This is a genomic window from Shimia aestuarii (genome assembly GCF_022814865.1).
GTDB lineage: Bacteria > Pseudomonadota > Alphaproteobacteria > Rhodobacterales > Rhodobacteraceae > Shimia > Shimia aestuarii_A.
Genome location: NZ_JAKVRD010000021.1, coordinates 1 through 18,389 on the forward strand (window position 1 = coordinate 1; position 18,389 = coordinate 18,389).

Genomic DNA, 18,389 nt, shown 5'->3' on the forward strand with positions numbered 1-18,389 from the left:
TCAATACGAAACGACCCCACAGTGCTCTGGGCTATCGCCCACCGGCCCCCGAAACCATCATCCAGATGGACCAAAGGCCGATCATGCACTAACAATCAAATTGGACCACTCAAGTGGGGCGGATCAGCTTTTCCTTTAGGCAGGGCGGTTCGTCTGAATTGCCCTGTCGGCTTGGGGCGGGCTGATTGAGTCATTTTCCACTCGCTCAGGCAGTCCGCCTCAGTTCTTGGTTTTTCCAGACCCCCAAGCGGAAGCCTGACAAGACGCGAAGCCTTGCAAGTAATGCGCTTTCGTTGGCGCAGGACTCAAGCAATGATGTTCACGATCTCGACGAATAGTTCAAGAACCGTGGCCCGCGCGCAACATTATTTGCGATTCCGGTGCCAAATCGTGCCTTGCAGCCAGTTTCCGCCGCGAGGCGCACAGGTTTCCTGATCTCGAGGAAAAGCGCGGTCAAATGGCCGGTCAGACGCCGACGTATCGTTCGGTGACCTCATGGGGCAGGGTGCCCATAGCGCCACTCCAGACAGTGGCGCCGCGCTCGACGATCACGGCCCTGTCCGAGACCTGTTTCAACTCGCGCAGGGTCTTGTCGATAAGCAAAATCGCCATGCCCGTCTCGCGTTTCAACCGGGCGATCGCGGCCCAGATCTCCTGTCGGATAATGGGGGCAAGGCCTTCTGTCGCCTCGTCAAGGATCAACAGGCGCGGGTTTGTCATCAGAGCGCGTCCGATTGCGAGCATCTGTTGTTCTCCACCCGAAAGCGAGGCCGCGCGTTGGGTGCTGCGTTCTCCGAGCCTCGGGAAAAGCGAGGCGACTTCTTCGAGGGACCACGGACCGGGACGCGCCGTGGCAAGGAGGTTCTCGCGCACCGTCAAATCGCGAAAACAGCGCCGACCTTCCGGCACCAGCCCGACACCCAGCCGCGCAACCTTGTGGCTCGGCAGGCGTTGCAAGTCGCGACCATCGAAGGTCAGCCCGCCGGTCGAGGGCAGCATTCTGCAAATCGCCTTGACTGTGGTCGTCTTGCCCATGCCATTGCGCCCCATGAGCGCGACAACCTCGCCAGCGTCAATGGAGAGGTTGATGTCAAAGAGCGCCTGCGAGCTGCCGTAGCGGAGCGAAAGGCCGGACACATTGAGAAGGCTCATAGGTCTTCCCCCAGATAGGCCGCACGCACGGCGGCGTCCTTGCGGATGTCGTCAACCGTGCCGGTCGCGATAATCTGGCCATAGACGAGGACGCTGATCCTGTCGGCAAGTGCGAAAACGGCATCCATATCATGCTCCACAAGGAGGATCGGTGCCTCTGCGCGCAGGCCGTCGAGGAAACCGGTCATCTGTTTCGAGCCGCTTGCACCGAGGCCGGCCATGGGTTCGTCCATGAGGAACGCGCGTGGCGCAAGGGTGAGGGCGACAGCCACCTCGAGCTGGCGACGCTGGCCATGGCTGAGGTCCGCGGTGCGCATATCGCGCGCCTCTGCAAGGCCGACCTGTTCAAGCGCGGCAAGCGCCGTCTCGGAAAGGGCAGTGTCGCGTTTCGCGGCACGCCAGAACGACCACGGATTGCCGCGTGCGCCAAGGGCGCCGAGCATGGCGTTCTCAAACACCGTGTCTTCCATCGCGAGCGCAGAAATCTGGAACGTGCGGCCAAGCCCGGCCCGTGCCCGCGTCACGGTCGAAAGGCGTGTAATGTCCTCTCCCAATAGCTCGATGCGCCCCTGATCTGGGGCGAGCACGCCGCTGATTTGCTGGATGAGTGTGGACTTCCCGGCACCATTGGGGCCGATGATCGCGTGAATCTCACCCGCGCGCAGGTCGATAGACACATTATCGGTCGCCTTGAGGGCGCCGAATGATCGCGAAAGACTGTGTGTGGCAAGGATCGGGTCAGACATGCGGCCCCTCCTTGCCAGTAAGCAGGCCGACAAGCCCGCCACGTGCGAAAAGCACGATCAGGAGAAGGATCACACCAAGGAACACATGCCAGAATTCCGTAATCCCACCGAGCCAATGCTCAAGCGTCACGAAAAGGCAGGCGCCGATCACTGGCCCCATCAGGCGCCCGACGCCGCCGATCACGATCAAGACGATCAATTCGCCCGAAAGCTGCCAGGAAAACATGGTCGGGCTGACGAAGCGGTTAAGGTCGGCAAAGAGCGCGCCTGCAAGCCCGGTGATCGCGCCAGAGACGACAAAGGCCACGAGTTTGAGCCGCACCGGGTTCAGCCCCACGGTCTCAACCCGCGCGGGCACCTGTCGCGCGGCGTTGAGCGCAAGGCCAAAGGGTGCGGCCTGAAGCCGTGCGTTGAGGAAAAGCGCAGCGCACAGAAGGGCAAAGCAGAGAGCGAAGAACTGGATCGGGACGAGTGTGTTCACCCCCGGAAACCCATTGCGGACATAGATCGAAAGCCCGTCCTCGCCGCCATAGGCGCTCCAGGAGATGGCGAAATAATAGAACATCTGCCCAAAGGCGAGGGTGATCATGATGAAGTAAACGCCGCTCGTGCGCAGGCTCAGGAGCCCAATTCCCCAAGCCGCGAGCGCCGAGACGAGCGTCGCAACGAGCCAGATCACTGGCATGGATTTCGTGCCTTCGATTGACAGGCCAAAAATCTCGAGCGGCGTATAGGTCTGGGCATGATAGGCGAGGATGCCCATCGCATAGCCACCAATCCCAAAGAACACCGCGTGGCCAAGGCTCACGAGGCCGCCCATGCCGAGCGCGATGTTGAGGCCCACGGCGGCAAGCGCGAGGATCGCGGCGCGGGTCGCAAGCGTGATGGTGAAGGGCTCGTCCACGGCGAGCGCCCAAAGCGGCACCGCGAGCAGTGCGGTAAGCACGAGGACGGCGAGGGGGCGTTCTGCGATCATAGGCGCACCCCGAATAGGCCCGAAGGCCTCCAGATCAGGACAAGGCTCATCAGGATGTAGATTGCCATCGAGGCCAGCGCCGAGCCGGTCTGCGTCGCGGTGTCAGGGGCCATGAAAAGTTTGAACAACTCCGGCAGGAACACCCCGCCGAGCGTATCTGTGAGTCCGACAAGAAGCGCGCCGATGAAGGCGCCCTTGATGGAGCCGATGCCGCCGATCACGATCACCACGAAGGCAAGGATCAGGACCGGTTCGCCCATGCCGACCTGCACCGACTGGATCGCGCCGACAAGCGCGCCCGCAAGCCCCGCAAGCCCCGCGCCGAGGGCAAAGACCAGCGTGTAGAGCTTGGAAATATCGACGCCCAGCGCGGCGATCATCTCGCGGTCGTTCTCGCCTGCCCGGATCTGGATGCCGATACGGGTGCGTGCGGTGAGAAACCAAAGCCCCGCAGCCACCGCAAGCCCGGCACCGATGAGGCTGAGGCGATAGAGCGGGTATTCGATGCCGCCCGGAAGCGTCACCGGGCCGGAAAGCGCGTCGGGAATATCAAGGAACAGGGGAAAGGAACCGAAGACGAAACGCGTGCCTTCCGAGAAGATCAGGATCAGCGCGAAGGTCGCGAGCACTTGATCGAGATGCGGCGCGGCATAAAGCCTGCGGATCACGACCATTTCGACAATCGCGCCTGCCAGCGCCGCCGCCGCAAGCGCCGCGATGAGCGCAAGGAGGAACGACCCCGTCGCCCCGGCCACGGCCGCCGCAGCAAAGGCCCCGACCATATAGAGCGAGCCATGCGCAAGGTTGATCAGCCCCATCACGCCGAAGATGAGCGTCAGGCCCGCCGCCATGAGAAAGAGCATGACACCGAATTGCAGGCCGTTGAGGACCTGTTCCGCGATAAGTAGGAAAGACATGGTAATGCGTCGTTTGGGTCCGAGGCCAGTCTGACAGTTTCAGGCTGGCCCCAAGACAATCTTACATTTTGCACGCGCCCGCATAGGCGTCGGCATGATCCTCAAGCGCAGGGCCGAGGATCTTGTTGGTATAGACCTCGCCCTCCTTGATGACCTCGCGGGCATAAATCGTCTGAACCGGGTGGTGGTTCGGGCCGAACTTGAACGCGCCACGCGTGCTGTCGAACTCCGCCGCCTCAAGTGCTGCGCGGAAGGCGTCGGCATCGGACACATCGGCCTTGTCCACGGCGGAGATCAGCAGGTTCGCGGTATCGAACCCCTGGCTCGCATAGAGCGAGGGCAGGCGGCCATACTTGGCCGAAAAGCTCTCAACAAAGGCAGCATTGGTCGGGTTGTCGATGTCCTTATTCCACTGCGATGTGTTCACAACGCCGAGCGCCGCATCGCCCACGGCCTGAAGGATGCCCTGATCAAACGAGAAGGCCGGACCAACCACCGGAAGGTCCACACCGGAATCAGCATATTGCTTGAGGAAGGAAATCCCCATGCCGCCGGGCAGGAAGAAAAACACGCTGTCGGCGCCGCTTGCGCGGATCTGGGCGATCTCCGCGGCGTAATCTGTCTGGCCGAGCTTGGTATACACCTCGCCCGCGAGATCCCCGCCAAAGAAGCGTTTATAGCCGGTGAGCGCATCCTTGCCCGCCGGGTAGTTCGGCGCGAGGATGAAGCTGTTCTTGTAGCCTGCCGTATTGGCATAGGCACCCGCGGCTTCGTGCAGGTTGTCGTTCTGCCATGCGACGTTGAAGTAGTTCTCGTGGCAGCCCTTGCCCGCGAGCGCGGAGGGCCCGGCATTGGGAGAAAGATAGAACTTGCCCTGTGCCACCGAGGCCGGGACCACTGCCATGGCAAGGTTGGACCAGATAATGCCCGTCAGCACGTCGACCTTTTCGGATTGGATCATCTTGTCGGCGAGCTGCACCGCGATATCGGGTTTGCGCTGATCGTCTTCGATCACCACCTCGATATCGTCGCGCCCTGATTGCTCAATGGCGAGCATGAACCCATCGCGCACGTCGATGCCAAGGCCAGCACCGCCGCCCGAAAGCGTGGTGATCATACCAACCTTGACCTCGGCCATGGCCGCACTGGCCATTAAGGCCGCAGAGGCGGTTGCGAGCAGTAGTTTCTTCATGTCTGTCTCCCTGTCGTGTCTTTGTCTTGTCATTCCGGGCCATCTTTCGCGCTGGGGGCGGATATTCCAAGCGCAAAATCGTCGAAAACGACGAAAGAGCGCGGGTTTCAACCTTGAGAGCGGCTGAGGAAGGCGCTCCATTCCTCGGGCGTGTCGATATCAAGCTGTGCATGATCGCCTGGCAAGGGAATGTCGAGGACCGGCCCGTCATGACCCGCAATGACCGCCCGCGCGCCCTGATCGCCGGTCAATGACTCGAGCGCGTTGAAACAGGCGGCGGGAAAGATCACGGGGTGGCCCGGAGCGCCATCTGCACCCGTGCCGCGCAAGATCGCGTTGGCAGGCGCAGCGGCCCAAGCGTCCTTCATCGCGATCAGGTCGTCTGTGCTCAGGCCGGGCATATCGGCGGGCAGGATCATCAACGCGGTCGCCTGCCTTGGCCGCAGCGCGGTGCCGGTTGCAATGCTCGCCCCCATGCCGAGATGTGCATCGCGCACTGTCACGGGCGCAGCGTCGCAATCGGCCACAATCGCCGCGCGCGCCGGTTTGTCGGGGGGCAGGGCGACCAGCACTGGCGCGCGTGTCCGCTCCGCACGCAGGATCATCGTTGCGAGCATCGGCACGCCGTCGATCGGTAGGGTAAGCTTGTCACGGCCCTCCATGCGTGAGGACGCTCCGGCAGCGAGGATCAGGATGGAAAGCATGGCGCCTCAATAGATAGAAAACCGCCGGAGGCGCGGTCAGGACGCCTCCGGCGGGAGTATTTTTGCAGAGAAGAAGATGCGGGGGAAGGCCTAGCCCCGCATCCTTGCGCCATCGGCATCGAAGAGCGGCGCTTCGAGAAGACGGGCGGGACGCATCTCGCCAAGGATTTCGATCTCGACTTCGAGGCCGGTCTGTGCGCGTTCGATCGGCACGAATCCGAGCGCGATGGATTTTTCCGCATGGTGCGAATAGCCGCCCGAAGTGCAGAAGCCCACGACCGCGCCATCGAGCCAGATCGGCTCATAGGCGTGGACATCGGCATCCGAGGCATCGACCTCGAAGGCGCAGAGCTTGCGCGCGGGGCCGCTCTCGCGTTCGGCCTCTGCCGCCGCACGACCGATGAAATCGGCGTCTTTCTTGAAGGCGATGAAACGATCAAGCCCGGTTTCCGCCGCTGTGTAGTCGGGCGAGAATTCCGAGAGCCACGAGCCAAAGAACTTGTCGAGGCGCAGCGACATCATCGCGCGCATCCCGAAGGGGCGCATCCCATGCTCTTGCCCTGCGGCCCAAAGCACCTGCCAGAGCGCGCGCTGCGAGGGCAGGTCACAGAAAATCTCAAACCCAAGATCGCCGGTATAGGATACGCGCTGCACCACGCAATCGGCCATGCCGACGCTCATCCGGCGCACATCCATGAAGCGCATGTCGGAAATGTCCTGACGCGTGCAGGCCTGAAGCACGTCGCGCGCCTTTGGCCCGGCGATCTGGAACCCGGTAACGCGATCCGAGATGTTCTCGATCTGCACCCCGTCGGTCGCGTTCCGCTCGAACCAGCGCATGTGATAGGCCTGCGATCCGTAGGACGCGGTCAGTTGGAACACCTCTTCAGAGAGGCAGGAAATCGTGAAATCCCCGATCAGACGGCCCTTGGGCGACAACATCGGCGTGAGCGACAGGCGCCCCGGTTTCGGCACGCGCCCCGCCATGATCCGGTCGAGCCAATCGCGCGCGCCGGGGCCAGTGATGCGATATTTGCCGAAATTGTGGGTCTCGTTGATCCCCACCGCCTCGCGCACGGCCTTGACCTCGCGGGCAGTCGCCGCGAAGGCGTTGGAGCGGCGGAAGGAGGGCGTCTCATAGCGCGGCTCATCGCCCAGCGCGAAATAGTTCACAACCTCGAGCCCATACTGCGCGCCCCAGACGGCCCCCATCTGGTCAAAGACATCGTACATCGGCGTGGTGCGGAATGGGCGCGCGGCGGGAAGTTCCTCGTTCGGGTAGGAAACGGAAAAGCGTTTCTGGTAGTTTTCGATCACCTTGGGCCGCGTGTAGCCCGGCGTAATCCAGTCGCCATAGCGCGCACAATCCATCGCGAAAGTGTCGCGCTCGCATTCACCCTCGACCATCCACTGTGCGAGCATCAGGCCAACGCCGCCGCCTTGCGAGAAACCGGCCATCACGGCGCAGGCGGACCAGTAATTGCGCATCCCCGGCACCGGCCCGACAAGCGGGTTGCCATCGGGGGCAAAGGTGAAGGGGCCATGGATCACGGATTTGACGCCGACCTCGGCCAGCGCCGGGAAGCGGCGATAGGCAAAGTCGATCGACTCTTCGATCTTGTCGAAATCATCCGGCAGAAGCTCGTGTCCGAAATTCCAAGGCGTGCCATCGACCGCCCAAGGCTTGCAGGGCTGTTCATAGAATCCGATGCAGAGGCCGCGCCCTTCCTGACGCAGATAGCTTTCGCCCGCCGGGTCCATGACATGCGGATGTTCTCCGCCGCCGTCGATGATCTCGGCGATCATCGGCACTTCGTCGGTGACGATATATTGGTGCTCCATCGGGTGCAGCGGGAAATAGACACCTGCCATCGCGCCAACTTCGCGCGCCCAGAGACCACCGGCGTTGACCACGTGCTCGGTATGGATCGTGCCCTTGTCGGTCACAATGTCCCAAGTGCCGTCCGGGCGCTGGTTGGTCTCAACCACCTTGCAATGGGTCTCGATGGTCGCCCCGCCCATACGCGCGGCCTTGGCATAGGCATGGGTCGTCCCGGACGGGTCGAGGTGACCATCGAGCGGATCGTAAAGACCGCCAATGATGCCGTCGATATTGGTCACCGGGGCGATCTTGGCGATCTCTTCGGGGGTCACGATCTCGGTCTCAAGCCCCATGAAGCGATGCTTGGCCCGTTCCGCGACGAGCATGTCAAAGCGTTCCTTGTTATCCGCCAGAGTCACGCCGCCCACATGGTGCAGACCGCAAGACATTCCGGTGATCTCTTCAAGCTCTTTATAGAGCCGGATCGTATAGCCCTGAAGCGCGGCCATGTTGGTGTCGCCGTTGAGCGTATGAAACCCGCCCGCCGCGTGCCATGTGGAGCCTGAGGTGAGTTCCGAGCGTTCCAGAAGCATGACATCCGACCAGCCAAGCTTGGTCAGGTGGTAGAGTACGGAACAGCCGACGACACCGCCGCCGATGACGACTACGCGTGTGGTGGTTTTCATGGGGGCGCCTCCTTGTTGGTTGCCGCCATCCTGTTCGCGCCGGGGGGCGGGGCGCAAGTCGGAAAACGACAGAGAGTGTCGCTTGTAGAATGATGGGGGCGACAGCACCACGCGCACAGGCGATGAAGCCCGGTTTCTGCGATCTTTGCTGAAAAACGACTGAATCCGTCGCTTTGGGGCAATTAACGACAGACACAGAGCGGCACCTTTCCTTGAAACCTCGGACAAGACCCAAAGGAAGGTCCCATGCGCACAGAAGCCCGGGCTGTCGTGATCGGCGGCGGCGTGATCGGTTGCTCGATCCTTTATCACCTGACAAAACTCGGCTGGTCGGATGTTGTCTTGCTTGAACGCGACGAGCTCACGTCGGGATCGACTTGGCACGCGGCGGCCAATATCCACGGGCTGCACGACAGCGCCAATATCAGCCGCATTCAGCACTACACCATGCGCCTCTATGACGAGCTTGAGGCCGAAACGGGCCAGTCCTGCGGCGTGTTTCGTCCCGGCTCGCTCTACCTCGCCCAGACCGAGAACCGCGAACATCAGCTGCGCCTGCAAGCGGCCAAGGCCAAACTCTATGGCATGAATTTCCACGAGATCAGCCGCGACGAGGCCGAGCGGCTGCACCCGCTGGTCAATTTCGACGGCATCCGCACCATCATGTGGGAACCCGATGGCGGCAATGTGGACCCGTCGGGCGTCACCAACGCCTATGCCGTGGGCGCGCGCCAGCGTGGGGCAGAGATCAACCGTTTCACCCCCGTGACAGCGACCGAGCAACAGCCGGATGGAAGCTGGATCGTGAAGACGCCCAAAGGCGATATCCGCACGGACTGGGTCATCAATGCCGCTGGCCTCTGGGGGCGAGAAGTTGCGAGGCTGGCGGGAATCGAGGTGCCGCTTCAGCCGACGGAACACCAGTATTTCGTCACCGAGACCATTGCCGAGATTGCCGCGATGGATCGCCGTCTGCCGTCTGTGGCGGATCGGGACGGGGAGTATTACCTGCGCCAAGAGGGCAAGGGGCTTCTGATAGGGGCCTATGAAAAGGATATGCGGTTCTGGGCCGAGGAGGGCACGCCGCTCGACTTTGCCCATGATCTCTTCCCCGATGACCTTGAACGCATCGAAGAAAACATGATGCGCGCGATTGACCGGGTGCCGCTCGTCGGTGAAGCGGGGATCAAGCGGGTCATCAACGGGCCGATGATCTGGTCGCCCGATAGCAACGTGATCCTTGGGCCGGTGCCGGAATTGCGCAATTACTTCATGTGCGGCGGTATCATCCCCGGCTTTTCGCAATCGGCGGGCATGGGTCTCATGGCGGCGCAGTGGATCATCGAGGGCGAGATGCAATACGACATGTTCCCGTGGGACGTGGCGCGGTTCGGCCATTGGGCGAACAACCCCGATTTCGTCAAAGCCAAGGTGCGCGACGTCTACGCGCATCGCTTCGCAATCCATTTCCCGAACGAGGAACGCGAGGCGGGCCGGCCGCTGCGCACCCGTCCCGCCTATGAGACCCAGAAAGAGAGGGGCGCGGTCTTTGGCTTGAACTACGGATGGGAACATCCGCTCTGGTTCTCGGACACGCAAGGCACCAAGGACACCAATGGCTTCACCCGCCAGAACTGGTGGGAACCGGTGGGCGCGGAATGCCGGATGCTGCGCGAGAAGGCGGGGATCATCGATATCTCGAACTTTGCCAAGTATCGCGTCAAGGGGCCGGGGGCCGAGGATTGGCTCAACGCGGTCTTTGCCAACACCATGCCCAAAGCCGTGGGCCGGTCCTGTCTCACCCCGCTGATCGGGGTGCGTGGCGGGATTGCGGGCGACGCCACCGTGACCCGCACCGCCGAGGACGAATTCTATGTGGTGAGCTCGGGTATGGCGGAACGCTATCACAAGCGATTCTTCGACATGGTGCCGTTGCCGGAGGGGACGACATTTGACTGTCTGACCGAAGACATGTGCGGCTTCAACGTCGCTGGGCCAAAGTCGCGCGAGATCCTGCAACGGATGACCAATGCCTCGCTTGCGACCGAGGATTTCCCCTTCATGCGCTCGAAGTGGATCGAGATCGCGGGCGTGCGCGCCTTGGCAATCCGGGTCTCCTTTACCGGCGATCTTGGCTGGGAGCTGCATTGCGCGACCGAGGATCAGCTACGTCTCTACAGCGCGCTGCTTGAGGCGGGCGCGGAGTTCGGGGCTGGCCCGGTTGGTGGGCGTGCGCTCATGTCGCTGCGGGTCGAGAAGGGTTATGGCTCCTGGAGCCGCGAATACAGCCCTGAATATTTCCCGCAGGAAGTTGGCCTTGAGAGGCTCTGCAAAATGGAGAAAGACTTTCTTCACAAAGACGCCGTGGCCGAAACCTTGGCCAAACCCGCGCGAGAGCGGCTTGTGCTCTTGCATCTCGATGAGGGCGATGTGACCGCCTCCAACGCCGATGCGACCGGGGGCGAGCCGATCTTCAAGGATGGCGTCGGCATTGGCCGCGTCACCTCGGGCACCTATGGCTATACGGTCGGCATGTCCCTCGCGCTTGGTTTCGTGAAAGAGGGCGCACCGGGCGATGCGGTTGAAGTCATGGTGCTTGGCAAGCCGCACAAGGCGGTGATCTTGGATGAGCCGCCGTTTGATCCCAAGGGCGAACGTCTGCGCGCCTAAGTGCTGGTATCAGGTTGAGCGCGCCCAAGGGCGCGCGCAGGTCTTGCAGGCCCTTCGGGGCCTGCGATGGTCGCAACGTCCTGACCCTGCAAAGCAGGCTCAGACAACGCGACCTGGCGAGGCGCTGCCTCGCGCTCCGGAGTATTTACACAAAGAAGAAGATCAGGGGCGCGGCTTGCGCGGTACGCCATAAAGTTCGAGCCGGTGGCCTTTGAGATCATAGCCGAGCTTCTCGGCGATCTTTTCCTGAAGCGCCTCGATCTCGGGGTCGCAGAATTCGATAACCTTGCCGGTGGTGAGGTCGATCAGGTGGTCATGATGGGCGCGCTCGGCGTCTTCATAGCGCGCACGCCCGTCTCCGAACTCGAGCTTTTCAAGGATGCCTTCCTCCTCGAAAAGCTTCACCGTGCGATAGACCGTGGCGAGAGAGATCCCCGCATCACGCGCCGATGCGCGGGCATAGAGCTCTTCCACGTCCGGGTGGTCCTTGCTTTCTTGCAGGACCGTGGCGATCACCCGACGCTGTTCTGTCATGCGCAAGCCCTGAGCTTCGCAGCGGGAGATGATCGTGTCAGGCATGGGCGGATCCCGGGGCGGTTGGTCTTTGCGTTTGATTTCTAGCGTCCCACGCCGGGGCGTGCCAGCCTTTTTCACGCTTGACAGCTGCGCGTCCAAGCCCCATGTGAGGCAGCAAGACGCCTTCTGCCGCGTGAGCAGCCGTCGGGCCATAGGCCGCGACCAAAGGCGAAATCCATCCGATCCCAATATCACGCGTGGGGCGAGGGCGGGACGCGTTGTGCCATGCGGGTGCAAGGGCGGCTCCTGTCCATCCACCGAAAACACCCCCTTACCGGGGGCATGGGCGTATCGCGCGTGCGATGCGCCGGAAAGCTGAACCTATGACCGAATTTACCGATCTTGGCCTGCCCAAGACCCTGATCTCGCGCCTTGAGAAGGCCGGGATTTCCGCGCCGACGCCGATTCAGGCGCGCGCAATCCCTCATGCGCTTGAAGGGCGCGACGTGATGGGCCTCGCCCAGACTGGCACCGGAAAGACCTTTGCCTTTGGGCTGCCGCTCGTCGCGCGCCTCCTGTCCTATGGCCGCAAGCCCGAGCCGAAGACCGCGCGCGGGCTGATCCTCGCACCGACCCGTGAATTGGCCAACCAGATCCGTGATAGCCTCATGGTCCTCGTTGAAGGCACGCCGATGAAAGTTGGCCTCGTGGTGGGCGGCGTCTCGATCAACCCGCAGATTTCCCGCGTGGCAAAAGGCACCGATATCATCGTCGCGACGCCGGGCCGCCTCATCGACCTGATGGAGCGCGATGCTCTGGACCTGTCGGCGACGGATTTCCTTGTCCTGGACGAGGCGGACCAGATGCTCGACCTCGGCTTCATCCATGCGCTGCGCAAGATCTCCGAATGGCTTCCCAAAAAGCGTCAGACCATGCTGTTCTCGGCCACCATGCCGAAACAGATGGCAGAGATCGCAGGCACCTATCTCGACAACCCCGAGCGGGTGCAGGTCGCCCCTCCGGGCAAGACCGCCGACAAGGTCACGCAAGGTATTCACTATATCGCCAAGGCCGAGAAAACCGGCCTTCTGATCGAGTTGCTCGACGGACATCGCGACGAGGCTGCAATTGTGTTTGCGCGCACGAAACACGGTTCCGACCGGCTCATGAAGGCGCTGGTCAAGGCAGGCTACGCGGCGGCGGCGGTGCATGGCAACAAATCGCAAGGCCAGCGTGAACGCGCGATCAAGGCGTTCCGCGAGGGCGAGACGATGGTGCTTGTCGCGACCGATGTGGCCGCGCGCGGCCTCGATATTCCGCAGGTGCGCCATGTCTATAACTACGATCTGCCGAATGTGCCGGAGAACTATGTGCACCGGATCGGCCGCACCGCGCGCGCCGGGATGGATGGGGCCGCCGTGGCCTTCTGTGCACCGGACGAAATCGACGAGTTGAAGGCGATTCAGAAGGTTCTGAAGATGTCGATCCCGGTTCTGTCGGGGCGGCCTTGGATGGGCCTTGAGGAAAAGCCCGGTCAGAAACAGGGCCAGAAGCAGGGCCGGAAACAAGGCCAGCGTCAGGCGCAGGGCCAGAAGCAAGGCCAGAACGCGGATGGGCCCAAGCCCAAAAGCAAAGGGCCGCGCCGCGTCTGGAATGGCGGCGGCAAGCCCGGTGGCAGCAAACCCGGCGGGGGCGGTGGTCGTCGTCGCGGTGGTGGTGGCGGTGCAGGGCGTGGACGCGGCAAGAGCGCCGCGTAAGCCTCAGAGGATCAGCTGGCCCTGCATCACCTTGCAGGCGCCCCCGCTGATCGTCACCGAACGGCCCAGCGTTGTGACCCCGATCACCGAGGGGCGGCCCATGTCGTCGCCCTGATGAATGCGCAGGGTCATGTCCTGGCCCTCGCGTTCCGCCAAAAGCGCGCCGAGCGTGGCGCAGGCGCTTCCCGTTGCCGGGTCTTCGGGGATGTTGTCGAGCGGCGCGAACATGCGGGCGTGGACGATATCGCCTTCGCGCACATAGGCGAACTGTGCGAAATCAAGGCCGGATGGATAGGCGGCGTTGCCTTCGCGAAACGCTCCAATATCCGTATCAAGCGCGGCCAACGTGTCGCGGCAATCGAGTTCCGTGATCGTAAACGCAAGACCGAGCGACGCCATGACAGGCGGATGTGTCTCGGTCAGGATCGCGTCCTGTGCACAGCCAAGGGCACGGGCAATAAGGTCCGGCTTTGGATGCGCGATGGTTTCAAGTGGTGCTTCTGTGGTGAACCGCGCGCCATCTGTCGTTGCGTGACAGGCAATCGGCCCGATCCCAAGCTCAAGAACCATCTCCGGCCCATGTCCCATATTGGCAAGGGCGACCGCCGTGCCAATCGTCGGATGGCCCGCAAAAGGAACCTCCATGGTCGGCGTGAAGATCCGGACACGCGCGGTATGGGCTGGGTCTTCGGGCGGATAGACAAAGGTCACCTCGGAGAAATTGAACTCCTGTGTGATCTTCTGAAGCGCGTCTTCCGGCAAAGTGCTTGCCTCGGGAAACACCGCGAGCTGATTGCCGCCAAAGGGTGTTTCGGTAAAGACGTCATAGACGAGATAATCGTGCATCACATCAACTCCGGGGCGCGTCCGACGCGCTTGGCAAGGGGGGCAACGGTCAGTCCCTGAACAATGATCGAGAACACCACCACGATGTAGGTCGCGGTGAGGATAAGGGGCTTCCATTCGCTGTCGGGAAGCGACAGGGCAAGGGCCACGGAAATCCCGCCCTTGAGGCCGCCCCATGTCATGATCGGCACAACGCCTTGGCTAAAGTCGCGGAAGGGTTTGAGGGTCAACACCGGAACCGCGACGGCAGCAAGCCGCGCGACGAGGGCAAGGCCAATGGCAAGCACGCCGGCCACGAGGTAGGAGGCATCAAAGGCCACGGCAAAGACCTCCAGACCAATAAGCAGGAAGAGGACCGCGTTCAGGATTTCGTCGATGAGTTTCCAAAATGCATCAACATATTCCCGTGTTTGCGCGCTCATGCCATGGGTCGCGCCGATATCGCCTATGAGAAGCCCGGCGCAGACCGCCATGATTGGCGCCGAGACATGGAGCGCCACGGCAAGCTCATAGCCGCCAAAGGCAAGCCCAAGGGTTAGCAGAACCTCAAGCGAATAATCGTCGATGAGACGCATCACGCGGAAGGTCAGCCAACCAAGGACGATCCCAAGCACCGCGCCACCAAGGGCTTCTTGCGCGAACAGGATCGCGGCACCTTCAAGAGCGTCATGCTCACCGCCGTGATCGCCATGGCCCATGCCGGAGAAGGCGAGGCCCGAAATCACGAGAAACACCACATAGCCCACACCATCGTTGAACAGGCTCTCGCCGGCGATCTTTGTTTCCAGAGACTTACGTAGCTCAGCCTCACGCAACACGCCAAGTACGGCAACCGGATCGGTCGGTGAAATAAGCGCCCCGAACGTGAGCGCGACGAGAAGCGGCATGCCGGTGATCCAGCTGAATCCAAAGCCGACGATTGCGGTCGAGAGGCCAACACCCAGCGTGGCCATGAGGGCAACAGGGACCCACTGCGCGCGCAGGTCCGAGAGCTTCACATGCAGCGCCCCGGCAAAGAGCAGGAGGCCGAGCATCCCCTCCAAGAGCGCCTCGGAAAAGTCGATACCAAGGATCACCGCGCGCATGTTGTCGGCAATACCAAGCGATGGCGCCGCAAGGTCCACACCGAGAAGCGCGAAACTCGCCAGAAGGGCGACGACAAGGATCCCGATGGCAGCCGGAAGTCGCAGGAACAGGTAATTGACCGCGCCGAACGCCCCGGCGAGGACGATCAGGAGCGAGGTGATCTGAAGAAAACTCATATCGGGAACGCCTTTGAAAAACCGCCCCTCCCGCTTACCACGCGCCGCTCGGGACGCTCAAGCGTGGCGTGGCGCGATGTCGGCCCAGACCGGCAGGTGATCCGAGGCCATCGCCGCAGGCCGCTTGCGATAGGCGCCATGTCCAACCGCCGTAAGCTCCGGACTGAGGGCAAACCGATCCAGTGCCGCGATGGGACGCGGGGCAGGGAAGCTATGCGCCGCCGGTTCGAGGAATTTGAGCTGAGGCAGGGCGGCATCAAGCGCTGAGGTCGCACCCCATTCATTCAGATCCCCGGCAAGCACCGTTGGCCACGCCCCACGCGTGCGCAATGCCCGCGAAATCGCCCCAAGCTGCATCAACCGATAGCGCCGGAGCAGCCCGAGATGCGAGCCGACGATCCGCAGCGGCCCGATCGGCGTCTTGAGATCGGCAAGGATCGCACCACGCGGCTCCAGCCCCGGTAGGTCGATATGCGCCGTGTCCACAACCTCGACCTCGCCGCGCACCAGCATCGCATTGCCATGCCAGCCAAGCGATCCACCGGGCTGACCGAAGGGCAGCACCCGCCAACCATGTGCAGCAACCATCTCATCGGGCAGCGCGGCAGGTCGGGGCGGCAACCGCTTGTCGGCCTCCTGCAGCACCACGATCTCGGCCCCAAGCGCATCGATGATCCCAAGCGCGCGATCCGGGCGCCGCCGCATGTCGAGCCCGACGCATTTCTGAAGGTTGTATGAGGCGATCCGAAGGGTGGTCATGGCTTTTCATGCCACGCCGCGCCGACAGAGACCAGACGCCGGGAAAAAGACGCGCGGTTTCGCTTGACTTAGTGGTCAAATTTAGAGCGACTGCGCGCATGGAGCGCAAATCACATATCGACACGTTCGGCGCGATCTCCCTGTTCAGCTTTGCCATCATCCTGTCTTTCAATCAGGTGGTCATCAAGGTGACGAACGGAGGGTTCGGCCCGATCTTTGCCGCCGGGATACGGTCCCTGATCGGGCTGACCTGTATCGTTCTCTGGATCACCCTGAGGCGTAAACCGCTGCGCCTTTCGCGCGATCTGGTACAGTCGGGTCTTCTGGTCGGTGGATTTTTTACGTTTGAATTCATATGCCTGTTCCTCGCTCTTGATCTTACGACCGTCGCGCGCGCAAGCGTGATCTTCTATTCCATGCCGGTCTGGCTCGCCCTTGTCGGGCATTTCGTGCTACCCGGCGAAAGCCTGACGCCGACGCGGCTTGTGGGGTTGTGTCTCGCCATGGCAGGTGTGGCTGTGGCGCTCGCGGATCGCAATGGCGGGCAAGCCTCGCTCCTCGGTGATCTCCTGGCGCTCGGCGCAGCGCTTGGCTGGGGCGGGATCGTGTTGACCGTGCGCCTGACACCGCTCGCGCAGGAGAGACCCGAGACCCAGCTTTTCTGGCAACTCTTGGTCTCTGCCGTGATGCTTCTCGCCGTCGCGCCCCTCTTTGGTCCGCTCCTGCGCGAGGTCGAACCTTTGCATGTGGCGGGCCTGCTGTTCCAAGGCATAGGAGTCGTCGCCATCGCCTTCCTGATCTGGTTTTGGCTGATGTCGATCTATCCGGCTTCGGGCGTTGCCTCGTTTAGCTTCCTGTCGCCGGTTTTCAGCGTGCTGCTCGGCTGGCTCCTGCTCGGAGAACGCGTTGGCCCGTCGATCTGGATCGCGCTTGGCCTTGTGGCGCTTGGTCTCGTCTTCATCAACCGTCGCTAGCCTCAGGTGCCACAGAAGGTCCGGTGCACGCGCTCGGACTCTGCTGGTGGGCGGCGCAGATCGTCAAATTCGGGGTCTGCGGTGAACGGTGCCGCGTAGGCTTGCATGAGTCGCGAAAACGGGTCGAGATCGCCCTCGACGGCGGCCGAAATCATCTCTTCGATACGGTGATTGCGAGGGATGAGAACCGGGTTCGCCGCCCGCATGACGCCTTCCGGATCGTCCTCTTCTGCAATACGTGCCTGCCAGTCCTGCGCCCATGCGTCAAACGCCGCACGGTCTGTGAACTGATCGCGTGCGGTGCCATCGGCGAGAGCCGCGAAGCTATTGGTGAAATCCGCACTCTGATCCGTCATGAGCTTCAAGAGGCGCGCGGCAAGCTCAAGATCTTCGGCACGCGCCTCGGCAATCCCGAGCTTGCGCCCAAGCGCTGCGGTCCAAAGCGCCTCGAGTCGGGCAGGCATGGCATGCACGGCCTTGGTGAAATCTGCCACCGCCGCATCCGCATCCGGCATCAGCGGTACGAGGGACGAAGCCAGTTGCGCCATGTTCCAGACGATGATCTCGGCTTGACGCGCATAGGCATATCGGCCTTGTTGGTCGATTGAAGAAAAGACCATAAGAGGATGATATTCATCCATAAATGCACATGGCCCATAGTCAATTGTTTCGCCAGAGATCGCGCAATTGTCGGTGTTCATCACCCCATGGATAAAGCCGACCGACATCCACTGCGTAACAAGTTGGGCCTGGGCTTCGATGACCGCTTCAAGAAAGGCGAGCGGCCCATCGGCCTTGGGGTAGTGGCGCGCGACCGCGTGCTCATAAAGCGCGCGCAAGCCCTCAAGATCTTGCCGCCCGGCCAGTGCCTGAAAGGTGCCGACGCGGATATGGCTTGCCGCGACGCGGGCGAGAACCGCACCGGGCAGGCCGCGCTCGCGCTGGACGATTTCACCGGTTGCCACGGCGGCAAGTGCCCGCGTTGTCGGAATGCCAAGCGCGTGCATTGCTTCGCTCACCACGAATTCGCGCAACACCGGACCAAGCCATGCGCGTCCGTCGCCATTGCGCGAAAACGGGGTGCGGCCTGATCCCTTGAGTTGGAGGTCTTGACCGTCCACTTCGCCAAGAAGAACTGCGCGCCCATCGCCAAGCTGCTGATTCCAATGGCCAAATTGGTGCCCGGCGTATAGCTGTGCAATCGGCTCTGCGCCCGTGGGGATCAGATTGCCGCCAAACACCTGCGCCAACTCTTCAATATCGTCATCCCCGGTCATGCCAAGGCTTGCTGCCAGCGGATGGTTAAAGGCAAGCAGCTCTGGCCCACGTACCGGTTCCGGTTTGACCCGTGCAAAAAGACGGTCGGGCAGGCGGGCATAGCTGTTGTCAAAGGGAATGGTCAGGGTCATG

The 18,389-nt window shown here is 62.2% G+C and carries 15 protein-coding genes; 3 read left to right on the forward strand and 12 right to left on the reverse strand.

Going from position 1 to position 18,389, the window contains the following annotated elements; genetic code table 11:
• Window positions 1-465 precede the first annotated feature (465 nt).
• The 7 genes from MK745_RS16305 to MK745_RS16335 all read right to left on the reverse strand — a co-directional run bounded on the left by MK745_RS16305 (window position 466) and on the right by MK745_RS16335 (window position 8,195).
• Window positions 466-1,152, reverse strand: coding sequence for an ABC transporter ATP-binding protein (locus MK745_RS16305; RefSeq protein WP_243614296.1), 687 nt, complete (start codon window positions 1,150-1,152; stop codon window positions 466-468).
• Window positions 1,149-1,898 (reverse strand): ABC transporter ATP-binding protein, encoded by a 750-nt coding sequence (locus tag MK745_RS16310; protein WP_243614297.1) that lies wholly within the window; start codon window positions 1,896-1,898, stop codon window positions 1,149-1,151. Before MK745_RS16310 ends, MK745_RS16305 begins: the two co-directional genes overlap by 4 nt.
• Complete coding sequence (locus MK745_RS16315; protein ID WP_243614298.1) at window positions 1,891-2,874, reverse strand: branched-chain amino acid ABC transporter permease; 984 nt, start codon at window positions 2,872-2,874, stop codon at window positions 1,891-1,893. The genes MK745_RS16310 and MK745_RS16315 overlap by 8 nt, the downstream gene beginning before the upstream one ends.
• Window positions 2,871-3,791, reverse strand: a complete 921-nt coding sequence (locus MK745_RS16320) for a branched-chain amino acid ABC transporter permease (RefSeq protein WP_243614299.1) — start codon at window positions 3,789-3,791, stop codon at window positions 2,871-2,873. The genes MK745_RS16315 and MK745_RS16320 overlap by 4 nt, the downstream gene beginning before the upstream one ends.
• A 61-nt stretch (window positions 3,792-3,852) precedes the next feature.
• Window positions 3,853-4,983 carry an ABC transporter substrate-binding protein gene (locus MK745_RS16325; RefSeq protein WP_243614300.1) on the reverse strand — a complete coding sequence of 377 codons (1,131 nt, stop codon included), beginning with the start codon at window positions 4,981-4,983 and terminating at the stop codon, window positions 3,853-3,855.
• Window positions 4,984-5,090: 107 nt separating this feature from the next.
• Complete coding sequence (locus tag MK745_RS16330; protein WP_243614301.1) at window positions 5,091-5,687, reverse strand: nucleotidyltransferase family protein; 597 nt, start codon at window positions 5,685-5,687, stop codon at window positions 5,091-5,093.
• Window positions 5,688-5,777: 90 nt separating this feature from the next.
• Window positions 5,778-8,195 (reverse strand): GcvT family protein, encoded by a 2,418-nt coding sequence (locus MK745_RS16335; protein ID WP_243614302.1) that lies wholly within the window; start codon window positions 8,193-8,195, stop codon window positions 5,778-5,780.
• A gap of 246 nt (window positions 8,196-8,441) precedes the next feature.
• Between MK745_RS16335 and MK745_RS16340 the strand changes: the two genes are divergently transcribed.
• Window positions 8,442-10,865, forward strand: a complete 2,424-nt coding sequence (locus MK745_RS16340) for a GcvT family protein (RefSeq protein WP_243614303.1) — start codon at window positions 8,442-8,444, stop codon at window positions 10,863-10,865.
• 162 nt (window positions 10,866-11,027) lie between these two features.
• On the opposite strand, the gene MK745_RS16345 is transcribed toward MK745_RS16340, so the two are convergent.
• A complete protein-coding gene (locus MK745_RS16345) occupies window positions 11,028-11,444 on the reverse strand; it encodes a Fur family transcriptional regulator (RefSeq protein WP_243614304.1) in 417 nt (138 codons plus the stop codon).
• A 320-nt stretch (window positions 11,445-11,764) separates the two neighbouring features.
• Between MK745_RS16345 and MK745_RS16350 the strand changes: the two genes are divergently transcribed.
• A complete protein-coding gene (locus tag MK745_RS16350; protein ID WP_243614305.1) occupies window positions 11,765-13,138 on the forward strand; it encodes a DEAD/DEAH box helicase in 1,374 nt (457 codons plus the stop codon).
• 3 nt (window positions 13,139-13,141) lie between these two features.
• Here MK745_RS16350 and MK745_RS16355 read toward each other — a convergent pair whose 3' ends face one another.
• The 3 genes from MK745_RS16355 to MK745_RS16365 are packed head-to-tail and all read right to left on the reverse strand — an operon-like array spanning window position 13,142 to window position 16,005.
• The gene (locus tag MK745_RS16355) at window positions 13,142-13,984 is read right to left on the reverse strand and encodes a PhzF family phenazine biosynthesis protein (RefSeq protein ID WP_243614306.1); all 843 of its coding nucleotides are present in this window, start codon (window positions 13,982-13,984) and stop codon (window positions 13,142-13,144) included.
• Complete coding sequence (locus tag MK745_RS16360; RefSeq protein WP_243614307.1) at window positions 13,984-15,246, reverse strand: cation:proton antiporter; 1,263 nt, start codon at window positions 15,244-15,246, stop codon at window positions 13,984-13,986. The genes MK745_RS16355 and MK745_RS16360 overlap by 1 nt, the downstream gene beginning before the upstream one ends.
• A gap of 57 nt (window positions 15,247-15,303) precedes the next feature.
• On the reverse strand, window positions 15,304-16,005 hold the full coding sequence (locus MK745_RS16365; protein ID WP_243614308.1) for an endonuclease/exonuclease/phosphatase family protein: 702 nt from the start codon (window positions 16,003-16,005) through the stop codon (window positions 15,304-15,306).
• A 98-nt stretch (window positions 16,006-16,103) separates the two neighbouring features.
• On the opposite strand from MK745_RS16365, the gene MK745_RS16370 reads away from it, so the two are divergent.
• Entirely contained in the window at window positions 16,104-16,979 is an 876-nt protein-coding gene (locus MK745_RS16370; RefSeq protein WP_243614309.1) for a DMT family transporter, read from the forward strand.
• A gap of 2 nt (window positions 16,980-16,981) precedes the next feature.
• On the opposite strand, the gene MK745_RS16375 is transcribed toward MK745_RS16370, so the two are convergent.
• Window positions 16,982-18,388, reverse strand: coding sequence for a protein adenylyltransferase SelO (locus MK745_RS16375; protein WP_243614310.1), 1,407 nt, complete (start codon window positions 18,386-18,388; stop codon window positions 16,982-16,984).
• Window position 18,389 lies beyond the last annotated feature (1 nt).